At 69.9% G+C, this 16,766-nt stretch carries 6 protein-coding genes; all 6 read left to right on the top strand.

What is annotated here, in order from left to right:
* The 6 genes from ACWCSU_RS30415 (at position 1) to ACWCSU_RS30390 (ending at position 16,743) form a co-directional block, all read left to right on the top strand.
* Positions 1-1,353 carry a nucleotide disphospho-sugar-binding domain-containing protein gene (locus ACWCSU_RS30415; protein ID WP_449939584.1) on the top strand — a complete coding sequence of 451 codons (1,353 nt, stop codon included), beginning with the start codon at positions 1-3 and terminating at the stop codon, positions 1,351-1,353.
* Between the two features lie 30 nt (positions 1,354-1,383).
* Positions 1,384-2,367, top strand: a complete 984-nt coding sequence (gene rfbB / locus ACWCSU_RS30410) for a dTDP-glucose 4,6-dehydratase (protein ID WP_357696880.1) — start codon at positions 1,384-1,386, stop codon at positions 2,365-2,367.
* An 18-nt stretch (positions 2,368-2,385) separates the two neighbouring features.
* Entirely contained in the window at positions 2,386-3,657 is a 1,272-nt protein-coding gene (locus ACWCSU_RS30405; protein WP_357696882.1) for a class I SAM-dependent methyltransferase, read from the top strand.
* Positions 3,658-3,668: 11 nt separating this feature from the next.
* Complete coding sequence (locus tag ACWCSU_RS30400; RefSeq protein ID WP_364087812.1) at positions 3,669-4,421, top strand: class I SAM-dependent methyltransferase; 753 nt, start codon at positions 3,669-3,671, stop codon at positions 4,419-4,421.
* Positions 4,408-5,562 carry an aminotransferase class I/II-fold pyridoxal phosphate-dependent enzyme gene (locus tag ACWCSU_RS30395; RefSeq protein ID WP_364087810.1) on the top strand — a complete coding sequence of 385 codons (1,155 nt, stop codon included), beginning with the start codon at positions 4,408-4,410 and terminating at the stop codon, positions 5,560-5,562. Before ACWCSU_RS30400 ends, ACWCSU_RS30395 begins: the two co-directional genes overlap by 14 nt.
* 642 nt (positions 5,563-6,204) lie before the next feature.
* Positions 6,205-16,743, top strand: a complete 10,539-nt coding sequence (locus tag ACWCSU_RS30390; RefSeq protein WP_449939579.1) for an RHS repeat-associated core domain-containing protein — start codon at positions 6,205-6,207, stop codon at positions 16,741-16,743.
* Positions 16,744-16,766: the final 23 nt, after the last annotated feature.

Here is a 16,766-nt window from a genome sequence, read left to right as displayed (position 1 = left end):
ATGCGCGTGATGTTCACCGTCTTCCCCGCGACGGCGCACTTCCTGCCGATCGTGCCCTACGCCTGGGCGTTGCAGGCGGCCGGGCACCAGGTGGTGGTGGCGGCCCCGCCGGGCGTCGACACCGGGGTCTCGGTGCCCGACTTCCACCGGTCGGTGAACGCGGCCGGGCTGACCGCGGTCTCCTGTGGCGCGCCTGAGCCGCTGTCCGTGCACGACCGCGGCTACCCCGGGTTCGCCGAGCTGATCCCCACGATCGAGGAGTCGGAGCGCCTGGTCGCCGCGCTCGGCATCACCGAGGCCGAACGTCCGCCCTGGGATGTCTTCTACCACTTCGCGCTGCTCACCATGCGCAACTACCATCCGCCGGCGCCCCGCCAGGACGTCCAGGCCGTCGTGGAGTTCGCCCGGCAGTGGCAGCCCGACCTCGTCCTGTGGGACCCGTGGTTCCCGTGCGGCGCGGTGGCGGCCCGGGCCTGCGGCGCCGCCCACGCCCGTACGCTGCTGGCCCCCGACTACACCGCCTGGGCCGTGGAGAAGTTCGCCGGCAGCGGCGAGGAGAACCCCATGACCGGGGTGATCGGCCCGCTGGCCGACCGGTACTGCGTCACGGTCGACGACAACCTGCTGCTCGGCGACTGGACGGTGGACCCGTTCCCGGCCGGGATGAGCCTGCCCACCGGCGTGCGCCGCCTGCCCGTCCGGTACGTCCCCTACACCGGGGCGAGCGTCGTGCCCGAGTGGCTGCGGCGACCGCCGGAGCGGCCGCGGGTGGCGATCTCGCTGGGCGTGTCGATGCGCACGTTCTTCAAGGGCGACTGGGGCCGCACCGCCAAGCTGATGGAGGCCGTGGACGGCTTGGACGCCGAGGTCGTCGCCACCCTGGACGCCAACCAGCTCCTCGACCTGGACCGCCCCCTCCCGCCCAACGTGCGCGTGTTCGACTACGTGCCGCTCGACCAGCTCCTGCCGACCTGTTCGGCGATCATCCACCACGGCTCGATCGGCACGTTCGCGGCCGCCTCGGCCATGAACGTCCCGCAGATCGTCTGCGACACCGACGAGCACAACCGCCTCGTCGGCACCCCCGTCGAGGACGGCATCGACTGGCGGCTCCAGTGCCAGAAGCAGCTCACCTCGACCCGCACCTCCCGGTACGTCACCACGCGCGGCGCCGGCGTGCGGATCAACCACCAGACGCAGTCCGCGGCCGACATCCGCGACGAGCTGCTGCGCGTGCTGAAGGACCCCTCGTTCACCAAGGGCGCGGCCTCCATCCACGAGGAGTGGCAAGCCACGCCGAGCCCGACCGACATCGTCGCGGAGCTGGAGCGGCTGACCGCCGCCGCCCGGTAGCCGTCGACCCCTCAGACAGGAGGCGGACAGTTGCGGATCCTGGTCACCGGCGGCGCCGGTTTCATCGGCTCGGAGTTCGTCAGAGCCACGTTGCGCGACTCGCCGGGCACGCGGGTCACCGTCCTGGACAAGCTCACCTATTCCGGCAACCTGGAGAACCTCGACCCGGTGGCCGGCCACCCGGGGCTGCGCTTCGTGCAGGGCGACACCGCCGACCCGCTCGTGGCCGACGAGGTGGTGGCCGGGCAGGACGCGATCGTGCACTTCGCCGCCGAGACGCACGTCGACCGGTCGATCGTCAGCGCCACCGGCTTCGTGCGCTCCAACGTGCTGGGCACCCAGACCCTGCTGGAGGCGGCCCTGCGGCACGGCGTCGGCCGCTTCGTGCACGTCTCCACCGACGAGGTGTACGGCTCCATCGCCGAGGGCTCGTGGACCGAGGACACGCCGCTCGCGCCGAACGTGCCGTACGCGGCGTCCAAGGCCGGCTCGGACCTGCTCGCGCTGGCCTTCCACCGCACGCTCGGCCTGGACGTCGTGATCACCCGCTGCACCAACAACTACGGCCACTACCAGTTCCCCGAGAAGGTCATCCCGCTGTTCGTCACCAACCTGCTCGAAGGCCGCCGGGTCCCCCTGTACGGCGACGGCGGCAACCGGCGCGACTGGCTGCACGTCTCCGACCACTGCCGGGCCATCCGCATGGTCCTCGACCGCGGCCGGGCCGGCGAGGTCTACCACATCGGCGGCGGCAGCGAACTGAGCAACCTGGAGCTGACCGCCCGCCTGCTGGAGGCGTGCGGGGCGGGCTGGGACCTGGTCGAGCACGTCCCCGACCGGCCGGGGCACGACCTGCGCTACTCCCTCGACATCACCAAGATCGAGAGGGAGCTGGGCTACGCGCCGTCGGTCGACTTCGAGACCGGGCTGGCCGCGACCGTCGCGTGGTACCGGGACAACCGGTCCTGGTGGGAACCGCTCAAGCACCGCGAGCTCGCCGTGGCCGCCCACTGAAGATCATGAGGAGAAGTCATGCAGGACATTGTCCGACGTCTTGACACGTGCCGGGTCTGCGGGCGCGACGACTGGCTGGAGGTCACCTCCTTCGGGTCGGTGCCCCTGGCCAACGGCTTCCTCGACCCCGCCGACCTGCCGGCCGAGGAGCCCGCCTACCCCGTGGACGTGATCGTGTGCCGCAACTGCCGGCTGATGGCCATCCGGCACGTGATCCGGCCCGACGTGCTGTTCCGCCACTATGTCTACGTCACCTCCGAGTCCGACCAGATGACCGGCCACATGCGGCGCATCGTCGGCTGGTGCACCCGCCGGGCCGGGCTCGCGCCGGGCGAGCTGGTCGTCGAGCTGGGCAGCAACGTCGGCCTGCAGCTCGCGCTCTTCCAGGAGCAGGGGCAGCGCGTCGTCGGCGTCGACCCGGCCGAGAACCTGGCCGAGATCGCCAACGCCCGCGGCGTGCGCACGCTGCCCGAGTTCTTCGGCGCCGACCAGGGCCGCCGCATCCACGCCGAGCAGGGCGAGGCCAAGCTGGTGCTCGGCCGCCAGTGCTTCGCCCACATCGACGACGTCCACAACGTCCTGGACGGCGCCACCGCCGTGCTGGCCCCCGACGGGCTGGTCGCGATCGAGGTCCCGTACCTGCTGGACCTGCTGGAGGAGAACCAGTTCGACACGATCTACCACGAGCACCTGTCGTACTACTCGGTCACCACGCTCGGCCACCTGTTCCGGCGGCACGGCCTGCGCATCGTGGACGTCGAGCGGGCGGCCGTGCACGGCGGCTCAATCGTCGTCTTCGCCGCCCGGGAGGAGTCGGCCCACCCCGCCCGGCCGTCGGTGAACCGGCTGCTGTCGCTGGAGCGGCAGAGCGGCCTCGACACCGACGACGCTTACCTGGAGTTCGGCGCCCGCGCCCACCAGGTCATCCAGGAGATCGGCGACCTCGTGCGCGACCTGGCCGGCCGCGGCCTGACCGTGGCCGGGTACGGCGCGCCGTCCAAGGGCACCACCCTGCTGCAGTTCTGCCGGCTCGGTCCCGCCGAGGTGCGCTTCTGCAGCGACACCACCAGCCTCAAGCACGGCAGGCTGCTGCCCGGCACCCGCATCCCGTGCCGCTCGCCCGAGCAGGCCCGCGACCAGCAGCCCGACTACTACCTGCTGCTCGCCTGGAACTACGCCGACGAGATCATCGGCAAGGAGCGGGACTTCCTGAGCCGCGGCGGCAAGTTCATCATCCCCATCCCCCACCCGAGGGTCGTGACGGCCGAGCCCGTCCCGGCGGTGGCCTGAAGGAGATCTGCATGGAATACGGATCCGACCACGCCGAGTACTACGACCGCGTCTTCCGCAGCCGTGGCAAGAGCTTCGAGGGCGAGGCCCGGGAGCTGGCCGACATCGTCCAGAGCCGGTCGCCGCAGGCGTCCTCGCTGCTGGACGTGGCCTGCGGCACCGGCGCCCACCTGGAGACGTTCGTCAAGATCTTCGACCACGTCGAAGGTGTCGAGCTGTCGCCGGACATGCGCGAGGTGGCCGCCCGGCGGCTGCCCGGCGTGCCGCTGCACGCCGGCGACATGCGCGACTTCGACCTCGGACGCACCTTCGACGCCGTCACCTGCATGGGCAACGCCGTCGGCGAGCTGGGCTCCTTCGAGGAGCTGGTGGAGGCCGTCGGCCGCATGGCGGCCCACCTGGCGCCCGGCGGCGTCCTGGTCGTCGAGCCCTGGTACTTCCCGGAGAACTTCCTCGACGGGCACGTCGGCGGCCACACGCTGGTGGAGGAGGGGCTCGTCATCTCCCGCATGACGCACTCGCGCCGGGAGGGCGGCAAGAGCCGGCTGGAGGTGCGGTTCAGGGTCGCCGACGCCTCGGGGTTCAAGGAGTTCGCCGAGGTCCTCTACTCCAGCCTGTTCACCTGCGACCAGTACCTGGAGGCGTTCGCCAAGGCGGGCTGCCGGGCCGAGTTCCGGCCCGCGTTCAAGCTGGCCGACGGCCGGCCCAACAGCCCCGGGCTGTTCGTCGGCGTGCGCGAGGAGGCCGGCGATGGCCTCTCGTGAGCCGCTCGTCGTCGGCCGGCCGAACGCGGGGGAGCGGGCGCGCCTGCTGGAACGGCTCGGCGGCGTGCTCGACCGGCTCTGGCTGACCAACAACGGGCCGCTGGTGCGCGAGTTCGAGGCGCGACTGGCCGACCTGACCGGCGCCCGGCACGCCGTGGCCACCTGCAACGCCACCACCGGCATCCAGATCGCGGCCAGGGCCGCCGGGCTGCGGCCGGGCGACGAGGTGATCGTCCCGTCCTTCACGTGGGTGGCCACCGCTCACGCGCTGGAGTGGATCGGCATCGTCCCGGTCTTCTGCGACTCCGACGAGATCACCGGCAACGCCGACCCCGACCACGTCGAACGCCTGATCGGCCCGAGGACCCGCGGCATCCTGGGCGTGCACGTCTTCGGCTACCCGTGCGACGTCGACGCGCTGACCCGCCTGGCCCGCGAGCACGGGCTCGTCCTGATGTTCGACGCGGCGCACGCGCTCGGCTGCACCTACCGGGGCAGACCGATAGGCACGTCCGGGGACGCGGAGATCTTCAGCTTCCACGCCACCAAGTTCGTCAACAGCGTCGAGGGCGGCGCGATCGTCACCGACGACGACGAGCTGGCCGCGCGGGTCAGGGAGCTGCGCAACCAGGGCATCGACGCCTCCGGGCACATCTCCGGGGCCGGCACGGTGGCCCGGATGAGCGAGTTCCACGCGGCCATGGGGCTGACCTCGCTGGAGGCCATCGACACCATCGTCGAGGCCAACCGGCGCAACCAGCGGGTCTACGAGGAACTGCTCGCCGGGCTGCCGGGCGTCGTGGTGCGCGGCCAGGCCCCCGGCGAGCGGGCCAACTTCCAGTACCTGGTCATCGAGGTGGACGAGGCCGTCGCCGGCGTCTCCCGGGACGTGGTGCTGGAGGCGCTGCTCGTGGAGAACGTGCACGCGCGCCGGTACTTCTCGCCCATCTGCCACCAGGTGGAACCGTACCGGTCGGACCCGGCCCGGCACTTCCCGCTGCCGCTGCCCCGCGCCGAGGGCCTGGCCGCCCGCGTCCTGTCCCTGCCGACGGGGCCCACGGTGGACGCGGACCACATCGCCGGCATCTGCCGCGTCGTCCGGGAAACCGTCCACGCGGCCGACCGCCGTCTCGTCGCCTGATCCCACCACGAAACGGGGCGCCTCCGGGTACGGAGGCGCCCCGTCCCGTGTCGGCACCGCGGTGGAGAGTGATCTGCATCACACGGCGTCCGGTCGTCGTCCTTGATCAGCGCCGATGGCGCCGGAGCCGTCCCTCCGGAATGGGCAGCCTCGATTTCCCGATTGATCATCTTCCATAAACGCATCGGCTCGGTCTAAATAGGCGTTGGTCGTTATTTACTTTCGCCTTATTTGCCTCCAGGGCCTGCCACGAGCGTGCCCTTCCCTCAGCTTGGAGTGGTCGCCGTGGGGATGCATGCTGCTCGAAATCGAATGGAGCGCGGCCTTCCGGGAATCGCGTCCCTGCCGCGAGAACGGCGGCTCGCCCGCCTCGCTCTCATTCTGCTCGTGGTCATGTTGCCGGCCTTCCTGGGATATTCGACGATGCCCGCGCTCGCGGAGGTGTCGCCGGTGCGCCTGCCTCTTCCCGCGTCGCCTTCGGACGGGGCCTCGACCCACGCGCCCGTGCAGCAGACCGGTACGGCCAAGAATCTGCCGCACCTGGTCGACACTGCTGCGACGAGGGCAAGAGCCAAGGCCGGTCGCGGGGGCGCGGGCGATGACGGGCGTGTCCCGAGGGCGCTGCCGGTAGACGTCCCGCACATGATGAAGCAGCCGGACGTCGCGGGGCTGAAGACGCCTCCGCCACCTCCAGGGAATCCGGCAGGGAAGGGCGAGGACGCGGCAGGGGGATCGGCGGGGCCGCAGGGCCCGGCCTTCGGCAGGGCCGCGACCATCACGCGGGGTGCGGGCAGGACGGTGGCCGCACGGGCGGCGGCCGAGCCGGTCGTGGATTCCTGGTGGGCATATCCCGTCATGGAGAGCGAGTCGTCGACCTGGACCTTCCCGACCGTGACCCCCACCTTCGAGGGGCAGATCAACGATCCTGCGGGCCGGTACGGCTCGCTGGTGGTGGAGGTCGAGCACGACCCGTCGGTTCCCGCCCAGGGCAGCGGGTTGATCTGGTCGGCCACGGGGACGCCCACGTCGGCCTCGACCTCGTTCTCGTCGGTCGCCATGCCTGCCGGGAAGGTGCAGGACGGCTGGCTCGTCCGGATGCGCGTACGCGCGGTCACCACGGGAGGCTCGCCCGTGGCCGGTCCGTGGTCGGGCTGGCAGGCCGGAAAGGTGGAGACCCACAAGCCGTTCGTGGAGTCGTGGTGGGCCGGGCCGCTCATGGAGGGTGAGTCGTCCGACTGGACGTTCTCCAGTGTGACCCCCACCTTCGAGGGCCGGATCGCGGACCCTGCGGGTCGCTACGGCTCGCTGGTGGTGGAGGTCGAGCACGACCCGTCGGTTCCCGCCCAGGGCAGCGGGTTGATCTGGTCGGGCACGGGGCCGGTGACGTCGGCCACGTCGTCGTACTCGGCGGTCTCGATGCCGGCCGGGAAGATGCGGGACGGTTGGCGCGTCCGGATACGGGTGCGGGCCGTCATCCCGGGCGCCACACCCGTCACGGGAGCGTGGTCGGCCTGGCAGGCCGGAAAGGTGGACACCCACAAGCCGCTGGTGGAGTCGTGGTGGGCCGGGCCGCTCATGGAGGGAGAATCGTCCGACTGGACGTTCTCCAACCTCACGCCGCAGTTCGAGGGCCGGATCACGGACGCCGAGAGCCGCTACGGCTCGCTGGTGGTGGAGGTCGAGCACGATCCGTCCGCCGCCGGGCAGGGCAGCGGGTTGATCTGGTCCGGCACGGGCACGGTGACGTCGGCCACGTCCGCGTACTCGTCGGTCACCGTTCCGGCGGGGAAGCTGAAGGACGGCTGGCACGTCCGGATGCGGGTGCGGGCGGTGATCCCCGGTGCCACGCCGGTGACAGGGCCGTGGTCGGGATGGCAGGCCGGAAAGGTGGACACCCACAAGCCGCTGGTGGAGTCGTGGTGGGCCGGGCCGCTCATGGAGGGCGAGGCGTCGACCTGGGCCTTCTCCTCCCTGACGCCGCGGTTCGAGGGCCGCATCACGGACGCCGAGGGCCGCAACGGCTCGCTGGTGGTGGAGGTCGAGCACGACCCGTCGGTTCCCGCCCAGGGCAGCGGACAGATCTGGTCCGGCACGGGCACGGTGACGTCGTCCTCGTCCCCGTTCTCGGCGGTCACCGTGCCGGCGGGGAAGCTGCAGGACGGCTGGCACGTCCGGATGCGGGTGCGCGCGGTGACCTCGGGAAGCTCTCCCGTCACAGGACCATGGTCGGCCTGGCGGACCGGGCGGGTCGACACCACCAAGCCGGTGGTGGAGTCGTGGTGGGCCGGGCCGCTCATGGAGGGCGAGGCGTCGACCTGGACCTTCTCCTCCCTGACGCCGCGGTTCGAGGGCCGGGTCACGGATCCGTCGGGCCGGTACGGCGCGCTCGCGGTCGAGGTCGAGCACGACCCGTCGGTTCCCGCCCAGGGCAGCGGGCAGATCTGGGCGGCGACCGGATCGGTGACGTCAGCCACGTCGGCGTACTCGGCGGTCACCGTGCCGGCCGGGAAGCTACGTGACGGCTGGCTCGTCCGCATGCGGGTGCGGGCGGTGATCCCGGGCACCACGCCGATCACCGGCCCCTGGTCCGAATGGCGGCTGGGCAGGGTCGACACCACCAAGCCGATCGTCGAGAGCTGGTGGGGCTCCCCCGCGTCCGAGAGCACCCTGTGGTCCTTCTCGTCGGCCACACCCACCTTCGAGGGCCGGATCACGGATCCGTCGGACCGGTACGGCGCGCTGGCGGTCGAGGTCGAGCACGACCCGTCGGCCTCCGCCCAGGGCAGCGGGCTGATCTGGTCCGGCACCGGGCCGGTGACGTCGTCCTCGTCCGCGTATTCGGCGGTCACCGTGCCGGCCGGGAAACTGCAGGACGGCTGGTTCGTCCGGATGCGGGTGCGGGCGGTGATCCCGGGCACCACGCCGATCACCGGCCCCTGGTCCGAATGGCAGTTCGGCATGATCGAGGTGGGCAGGCCCGCCGGGGCGGGCCTCGGCGCGATGCCCGCCACCCAGGGCACGGGCACCTGGACGCTGTCCTCGCTCACCCCCTGGCTCTACATGAAGGTCACCACCTCGAACGGCGCCGCCTCCTCCTTGGGGACGGAGATCGAGCACGATCCGGCCGTCCCCGCGCAGGGCACCGGGCTGATCTACGCCGGCAAGGACACGACGTCCTACCCGTCCGGCTCCAACGCCTGGCTCCAGGTGCCCGCCGGCAAGCTGCGCGACGGATGGCGGGTGCGCTGGCGGGTGCGCGGCGTCCCCACGTCCGGGACGGCCGGCGCCTGGTCGGCCTGGCAGTACGCGAGCGTGGACCTGAAGAAGCCGTCGGCCGCCGCCCCGGGCATGACGCCGGGCACGTCCGGCGCCGGTCAGTGGACACTGCCCTCACTGACTCCGTCGGTCTACGCGACCGTCACCGACCCCGAGAGCCGCGCGTCCTTCCTGGGCGTGGAGATCGAGCATGATCCCTCGGCTCCGGCGCAGGGCTCCGGGCTGATCTACAGCGGCAGGGGAAGCGCGTCCTCGGCGTCCGGCCGTACCGCGTGGCTCCAGGTGCCCGCCGGCAAGCTGCGCGACGGATGGCGGGTGCGCTGGCGGGTGCGCGGCGAGACCACCACGGGCGTCGCCGGCCCCTGGATCGAGTGGCAGACGGCGCGGGTCGACCTGACCAAGCCGTCTGCCGAGGCGCCCGGCCTGGACCCCGCCACCCGCGGCACCGCCTCCTGGACCACGCAGTCCCTGACCCCGTCCGTGTACGCCAAGGTCACCGACGCCGAGAACCGCGCGATGAACCTGGGCGTCGAGATCGAGCACGACCCCGCCGTGCCTGAGCAGGGCAAGGGCTCCATCTACGCGGCAACCGGTACCACCCCGGCCGCCTCCGGCAGGGAGGCCTGGTTGGGCGTGCCGTCGGACAAGCTGCGGGACGGCTGGCTGGTCCGCTGGCGGGTGCGCGCGGTCACCACGTCCGGAGTCGGCGGGCCGTGGTCGGAATGGCAGTCCGCGAAGATCAACGCACTGCCGTTCGAGACCTTCTCGCCGGCCAACAACACCCGTGTCGGCACGCTCACTCCCACCCTGTCGGCTCATGCGCGTCCGGCCGACCCGGCGACGGAGGTGACGTACTGGTTCCAGGTCTGCGCGGGCAAGCAACCGACCTGGTCCTGGTGCGAGACATCGCCGGACTGGGGCAAGTCGGGTGCCTGGACGGTGCCAGGCGACAAATTGAAGTGGGGACAGACGTATTGGTGGCAGGCCAAGGCGATGGGCGGCGGTACCACCGTGACGTCCGCCTGGCGGGCCTTCGTCCCTGTTCCTGAGCAGGGGAGCATCAACGCGTCCCTGGGGGAGGGGAGCGACGGGCTCGCCTTCGACCACTCGACCGGCAACTACACCACTGCGGCGATCGACGCATCGGTAACCGTGGTGGGGCCGCCACTGTCGGTGGCGCGCACGTACAACAGTCTGGACCTCCGGCCCGATTCCGCCTTCGGCGTCGGCTGGTCCACCCGCTGGGACATGCGGGTCGAGCCCGAGCCGAAGACCTCGACCGTGCTGATCACCTATCCCGGCGGGGAGCAGCACCGCTTCGCCGTCCGGAAGGGCGAGACCCCGCGCACTCCCGCGGAGGCCACCTACGCGTCGCCGCCCGGGGTGTTCGCGACCCTCGCCGACGTGACCGGAGGCGGCTGGCGGCTGATGGACAAGTCGGCCACCTCCTACTGGTTCGACGCGGCCGGTCGGCTCACCAAGGTCACCGACAACCGTAACCACACCCAGGAGCTGACCTACGGAGCCGACGGCAAGCTCGCCAAGGCCACCGCCACCGGCGGCAGGTCGCTCACCTTCACCTGGACCGGCGCCCATGTCACCGCCGTCTCCACCGATCCGGTCGGCGGCGCGCCGCTCACCTGGACCTACGCCTACGACGGCGACAAGCTCGTCAAGGTCTGCCCGCCGAGCACGACGACGGCGTGCTCCGTCTACAGCTACGGTGACGCCTCCCGCTACCGCAGCGCCGTGCTCGACACCGGCCCCGAGGGCTACTGGCGGCTGAACGAGACCGGAACCGCCAACGGCACGAAGATCGACAGCGCGACGCCCTGGCAGCCGGAGCCGGGCGAGGAGGCCAAGCTCACCGGCACGACGCCCGACGTGGTCGCGGCCGTGCCAGGCGCCCTCACCGGCTCGCCCGACACCGCCATGCGCTTCAAGGGCACCGCGACCTCGTCGTACGTGGCCCTGCCCCAGTCCGCCGTCAACGGCCAAGGCGGCAACCTGGCCGTCGAGGCGTGGTTCAGGACCACGGGGTCCGGGACGATCCTCGGCTACCAGAACTCCACCGACACCCCCAGCGCCTTCACACCCGTGCTGTACGTCGGCACGGACGGCAAGCTCCGCGGCCAGTTCTACACGAAGGCCGCCACGCCGATCACCTCCGCCGTCTCGGTCAAGGACGGCAACTGGCACCACGTGGTCCTGTCCGGCGCGGAAGACACACAGACCCTCTTCCTGGACGGCCAGGCCGTCGGCACCCTCGCCGGTGAGATCGAGCACTACAACCAGTACGAGACCCGCATCGGCTCCGGCTACGGCTCCTCCGCCTGGCCCGCCACCACGGGAACCACCGCGGTCTTCCCGTTCGCCGGTGACATCGACGAGGTCGCCGTCTACGGCAAGCCGCTGGGTGCCCAGGTCGTCAAGACCCACTACGCGGCGCGCTCGCCGCAGCCGCAGCTCGTCAAGTCGGTCACCGCGGCGGGCCGTACGGAGGCGGAGAACGTCTACGCGGCCGACGGCGGGCGGCTGACGCAGCACACCGACGCCAACGGCGGAACCTGGAAGCTGTCGGCCCCGGTCTACAGCAGGGAGACCAACGTCCTCGTCTTCGCCACCACCACGGTGACGGACCCGCACGACAAGACGCTGACCTTCGTGGACGACGCCCTGCGCGGCAACCGGCCGATCTCCAAGGCCGACCAACTCGGCCAGACCAGCCGGTTCACCTACGACGTCGGCGGCTATCCGGCGAAGATCTTCGACCCCAACGGGAACGTCGTGGAGACGGCGTTCGACAGCCGCGGGAACCTGCTGTCGAAGAAGACGTGCCGGACCGCCACCAATTGTTCCACCGAGTACCACGCCTACTACCTGAACATCGACAACCCCTTCGACCCGCGCAACGACCTTGAGAACGCCCGTCGGGACGCGCGGTCGTCCGCGCCGGCGGACGAGACGTACCAGACCTCGTGGGTCTTCAACTCCTTCGGCGAGCAGATCAAGCAGACGATCCCGGCCACCTCGGACTTCCCGCAGGGGCGTACGACGGTGAAGACCTACAGCGACGGGACCGAGCCCGCCGAAGGAGGCGGGCTCACCCCGGCGGGCCTGCTGAAGTCGGCCAAGGACCACAAGGGCAACGAGACCACGTACACCTACACCGCGGCGGGCGACCTGGCGGTCCAGACCAGCCCCGGAGGACTGGCCAAGAAGTACGAGCACGACGCGCTGGGCCGCGCGGTCACGGTGAGCGAGATCTCGCAGGCGTTCCCCGACGGGGTCAAGACGAACGTCGTCTACGATGCCCTGGGCAGGGTCACCTCCCGTACCGGCACCGGGGTGAAGAACGTCGTCACCGGAGTGACGCACACCTCGCTGTGGACCGGAACGTACGACGCGGACGGCCTGCCTTTGACCGAGTCGCTGGCGGACGTCACCGGCGGCGACCGCACTCGCGCCACTGCCTACACCTACGACGTCTACGGCCGCGTGGAGACCGCGACCGGCCCGGAGGGCGGGGTCCAGCGCTTCGCCTACGACCACAAGGGCCAGAAGATCAGCTTCACCGACGAGCGCGGCACGACCTTCGCCTACGGATACACGCCGCGCGGAGAATGGGCCACGACCACCCTCAAGGGCTGGACCGGTAGCCCGGTCACCCCTCAACAGGCGGCAGACCTGGTCATGACCTCCAACGCCTACGACCCGGCCGGGCGGATGGCGTCGCAGACCGACGCGTTGGGCCGCACCACCGCCTACACCTACTACGACGACAACATGCCCGCGGAGAAGATCGCCAAGAATGTCAGGCTGAACGGCTCCACAGCCCCCCGTGACGTCGTGCTGGAGTCCAGAACCTACGACGCCGCCGGCAACCTGACGAGCCAGACCAGCGACGGGGGAACGCTACAGGTCGACGCGACCTTCGACGCGGCCGGACGGCTCGTCTCCCAGACGGTCGATCCGGCGCGGCTGAACCGGGTCACCGCCATGACCTACGACGCCAACGACAACGTGACCAAGATCAGCATGACCGCCGCAGGCAGCGGCCGCACGGAGGTCAGCGAGTACGCCTACAACGAGGCGAACCGGCCGATCCGGCAGGTCGTGCACAACGGCGGTCAAGATCTCGTGACCAGCTTCACCGTGGACGACCGCGGCCTGGTCACCTCGACGACCGATCCGCGCGGCAACGCGCCCGGCGCTGACCCCGCAGCCTTCACGACCACCCTCTCCTACGATGAGGCGGGTCAGGTCGCACAGGTTCAGCTGCCGTCCATCACGATCGAACGCGCCGGCGCCCCCACGGCCACCATGAGGCCGTCGGCCAAGATGGGTTACAACACCTTCGGCGACAAGACGCACCAGGTCGACGCGGAAGGCCGCGCCACAACCTCGGCGTTCGACCGGGCCGGACGCGTCGTCGAGCAGGTGTTCCCCGCTTACACCCCGCCAGGGGGCCAGCCGCTCACCCCCAAGGAGAGTGCCGCGTACGACGCCGCGGGTCAGTTGATCACCTCGACGGATCGCCGCGGCCAGACGACCACGGCGGTGTACGACGGGCTCGGCCGCAAGGTGCAGGTCACCGCGCCCAAGGCGGGTACGGCCCCGGCCGGCGTGTGGACCTACGGCTTCGACCTGCTGGGGGAGGCACTCTGGACGGTCGATCCCACCGGGGCCCGGTCCGAGTCGACCTACGATGACCTGGGCCGGCAGATCACCTTGACCACGATCGAGCGCAAGCCGTCGCAGGCGGTATACGTCACGAGGATGGAGTACGACGACGCCGACCGTGTGACCAGGACGACACGGCCGACGGGCGACGCGAGCACTCGGGCCTATGACGCGACCGGCGCCCTCGTCAGCGAAACCGACGCGCTGGGCAACACCACCACGTTCGCGTACGACCTGGCCGGGCGCACCACCAGGACCACCGACCCGCTGGGCCGCTCAAGCACTGCCAGTTACGACCTGGCGGGCAGGAAGACCCAGATCCAAGAGGTGGACGCCGACGGCAGCGTGCTGCGGACCAGGAGAGCCGACTACGACCTGGCCGGCAATCCGATCAGCCAGACCTCTGCCGAAGGCCATACCGCAACCCAGGTGTTCGACGGCGCGAACCGGCTGATCGAGCGTCAGGAGCCGATCTCGGCCACCGAAAAGATCACCACGAGCTTCGGCTACGACGCCGTTGGTCGTCCGACGCGCTCCACCGACGGCCGAGGCAACGCCACCTTCACCACCTACAACAGCCTTGGCCTGGCGGAATCGGTCATCGAGCCCAGCACCGCGGCCCATCCTGACGTGTCCGACCGCACCTGGACCACCGCCTACGACGCGGCCGGCAACCCCGTGACCAGCCTCATTCCCGGCGGAGTGCGCGTAGACCGCGTGTTCGACGAGCTCAACAGGCTGACCAAGCAGTCCGGCACCGGCGCCGAGGTCGCCACCGAGGACAAGACGTTCGGCTACGATCAGGCCGGCAGGATGGTGGCGGCGAACGGTCTGAGCTTCACGCTCAACGATCGCGGCCTGCTGCTCAAGGCGGCGGGAACGGGCGGCGACCTGAACGCCTTTGCCTACGACGCCGACAACAGGCTCGCCCAGCGCGTCGACGTCACCGGAACCACCAGCTTCACCTGGGACGACGCCGATCGGCTGACCCAGACGGTGGACCCCGTCAGCGCCTCCTCCATCGATTACGTCTACGACAAGGCCTCGCGCCTGACGTCGATGGCCTACGGCGCCTCGGGGGCCCGCCGCTCCTACGCCTACGACGGTCTGAACCGGCTGACCAAGGACGAGCTCACGACTTCGTCGGGTGGCGCCATCGCCTCGATCGAGTACGGCTATGACCTGGACGACAACCTCGTCGCCAAGACCACCAGCGGTACGGCGGGAGCCGGGACCAACACCTACACCTACGACTGGGCCAACCGGCTCACCTCGTGGACCGCCCCGGACGGCAAGAAGACCGACTACGGCTGGGACGCGGCCGGCAACCGGACCAAGGCCGGCGACAAGACCTACACCTACGACGAGCGAAACCGCCTGACGTCGGGAGACGGCCACTCCTACACCTACACGGCGCGCGGCACCCTGGCCGAGGACTCAGCCGGAATCGTGCGCTTGACCAAGTTCGACGCCTTCGACCGGCTTGTGCAGGACGACGGCGTCACGTACCACTACGACGGCCTGGATCGGGTCGAAACCCGCACTCAAGGGCAGCAGACCACTCGCCACGTCTACGACGGCCTGTCCGACAACCTCGTGTGCGTGACGGATGCCGCCAATGTCGTGCGAGCGGCCTTCGGCCGGGACGCGCTGGGCCGCACGCTGGGCATCAGCGACGGCGCGGGCGCCCAGCTCGCCTTCTCCGACCTGCGCGGCGACCTCGTCGGGGCGTTCAAGGCGGACGGCACCTCCCTCATCGATTCGGTCGCCTACGACCCCTTCGGTGAGGTCATCACCCGAACCGGCAACGCCCACGCCCTCGGCTACCAAGGCGCCTACACCGACCCGGACTCCGGCAAGATCAACATGGCCGCCCGCTGGTACCAACCCAGTACGGGCAGCTTCGTCTCGGGTGACACGCTGAGTCAGAACGCGGACCCCAGCGTCCAGCTCAACCGTTACGCCTACGCCAACGACAACCCCCTCACCAACATCGACCCTGACGGCCACAAGGCTCTGAGCAAGGTCATGGGCAAGCTCGCCGGCATGGTCAAGAACATGTTGTGGAACAAGTCCGGAGGCCTGAGCATCGCCACGTCGGCGGGCGGCGCCACGATGAAGGCGCTGAGCTGCCCCCAGGGCGGCAAGAAGAGCAAGGATCCCATCTGCAAGGACGCGGCGAAGGAATACACGAGCTGCACCAAGGAGAACAAGGGCAAGACCGGTAAGAACATCTGCCAGGGCATGAAGGACGACTACGTCGACTGCCGCAACGAGCGCCGTGCCGGAAACTACAAGGGAAGCGCCAAGATCTGCGGGTCCTTCGCCGACGAATATGTCACCTGCCGGAAGGGCAGCGACTACGAGTCGCGCAAGAGTGACGACGTCTGCTCGGGGGCGGGACGTGAGGTTCGCCGCTGCATGTTCGGAGCCGAGAACGGTTCGCGTCCCGGATACGGCCAGGGGGTCGGCGGTTGCGAGAACGTGCGTTTCGACTATTACTCGTGCCGTGCCGACAAGAGAGGCGACGATCCAGGATGCAGCACCATGTCGGAGGTCGTCTTCCGCTGCAAGAAACACACCAACGTCAAGTGTGACGACGTTGACGACAAGTTCCTGTCTTGTTACAAGCGTGGCCGCGGGATGTCGGCGAACGAATGCGCTTTCGGAGTGAACGTGCTGTTCCACTGCCGGGACAGCGTGAACCAGAAGGTCCTCTCCGAAAAGGGGATCTGCGGCAAGACCTATAACTCGTTCCTTGAGGACTGCAAGGATCTCAAGGGGCTCAGAGGCAGCAACTGCACGCAAGGAGAAAGCTGGCAGGACGTCTCCTACGCCATCTGCGAGAACGGCAAGGGCGGCGGCGTGTGCGTCACCTACCTGAGCGACGACGACAAGGGGACCCTGGAGAAGGGCGGAGAGCTGCCGATGGTCATCATCAGCTCCGGGCTCGACATCTGCGCGGCCGTCATGGGCGTCGAACAGCCGCTCGTCGCCGCGGGCTGCGGGGTGGTGAAGGCGGTGATCGACATCATCAACGGAGTGCTCAAAGATATGCAGGACAATGCGATCGCCGCTGCCAGCAGCGGGAGCAGGTCGCACGGCGAGGGCTCCGGTATCGCCGTCATCACCAAGACGAGCAACTGTAAGTTCAGCAAATACGCGACCGTGTGCAAGCCTGAGTACGCGCACATCATAGACACCAAATATGCGCCGCTGTGAGCCGGAACGACGAAGTTGACGGA

The organism is Nonomuraea sp. NPDC001699, assembly GCF_053596455.1.
The sequence above is the reverse complement of the archived record's forward strand: the minus strand, read 5'-3'. Positions and strand labels throughout refer to the sequence as shown.

Excerpts from the sequence above, each read along its gene's own strand:
- ACWCSU_RS30415 (WP_449939584.1), top strand. The coding sequence starts at position 1 with ATGCGCGTGATGTTCACCGTCTTCCCCGCGACGGCGCACTTCCTGCCG.
- ACWCSU_RS30405 (WP_357696882.1), top strand. The coding sequence starts at position 2,386 with ATGCAGGACATTGTCCGACGTCTTGACACGTGCCGGGTCTGCGGGCGC.
- ACWCSU_RS30400 (WP_364087812.1), top strand. The coding sequence starts at position 3,669 with ATGGAATACGGATCCGACCACGCCGAGTACTACGACCGCGTCTTCCGC.
- ACWCSU_RS30395 (WP_364087810.1), top strand. The coding sequence starts at position 4,408 with ATGGCCTCTCGTGAGCCGCTCGTCGTCGGCCGGCCGAACGCGGGGGAG.
- ACWCSU_RS30390 (WP_449939579.1), top strand. The coding sequence starts at position 6,205 with ATGATGAAGCAGCCGGACGTCGCGGGGCTGAAGACGCCTCCGCCACCT.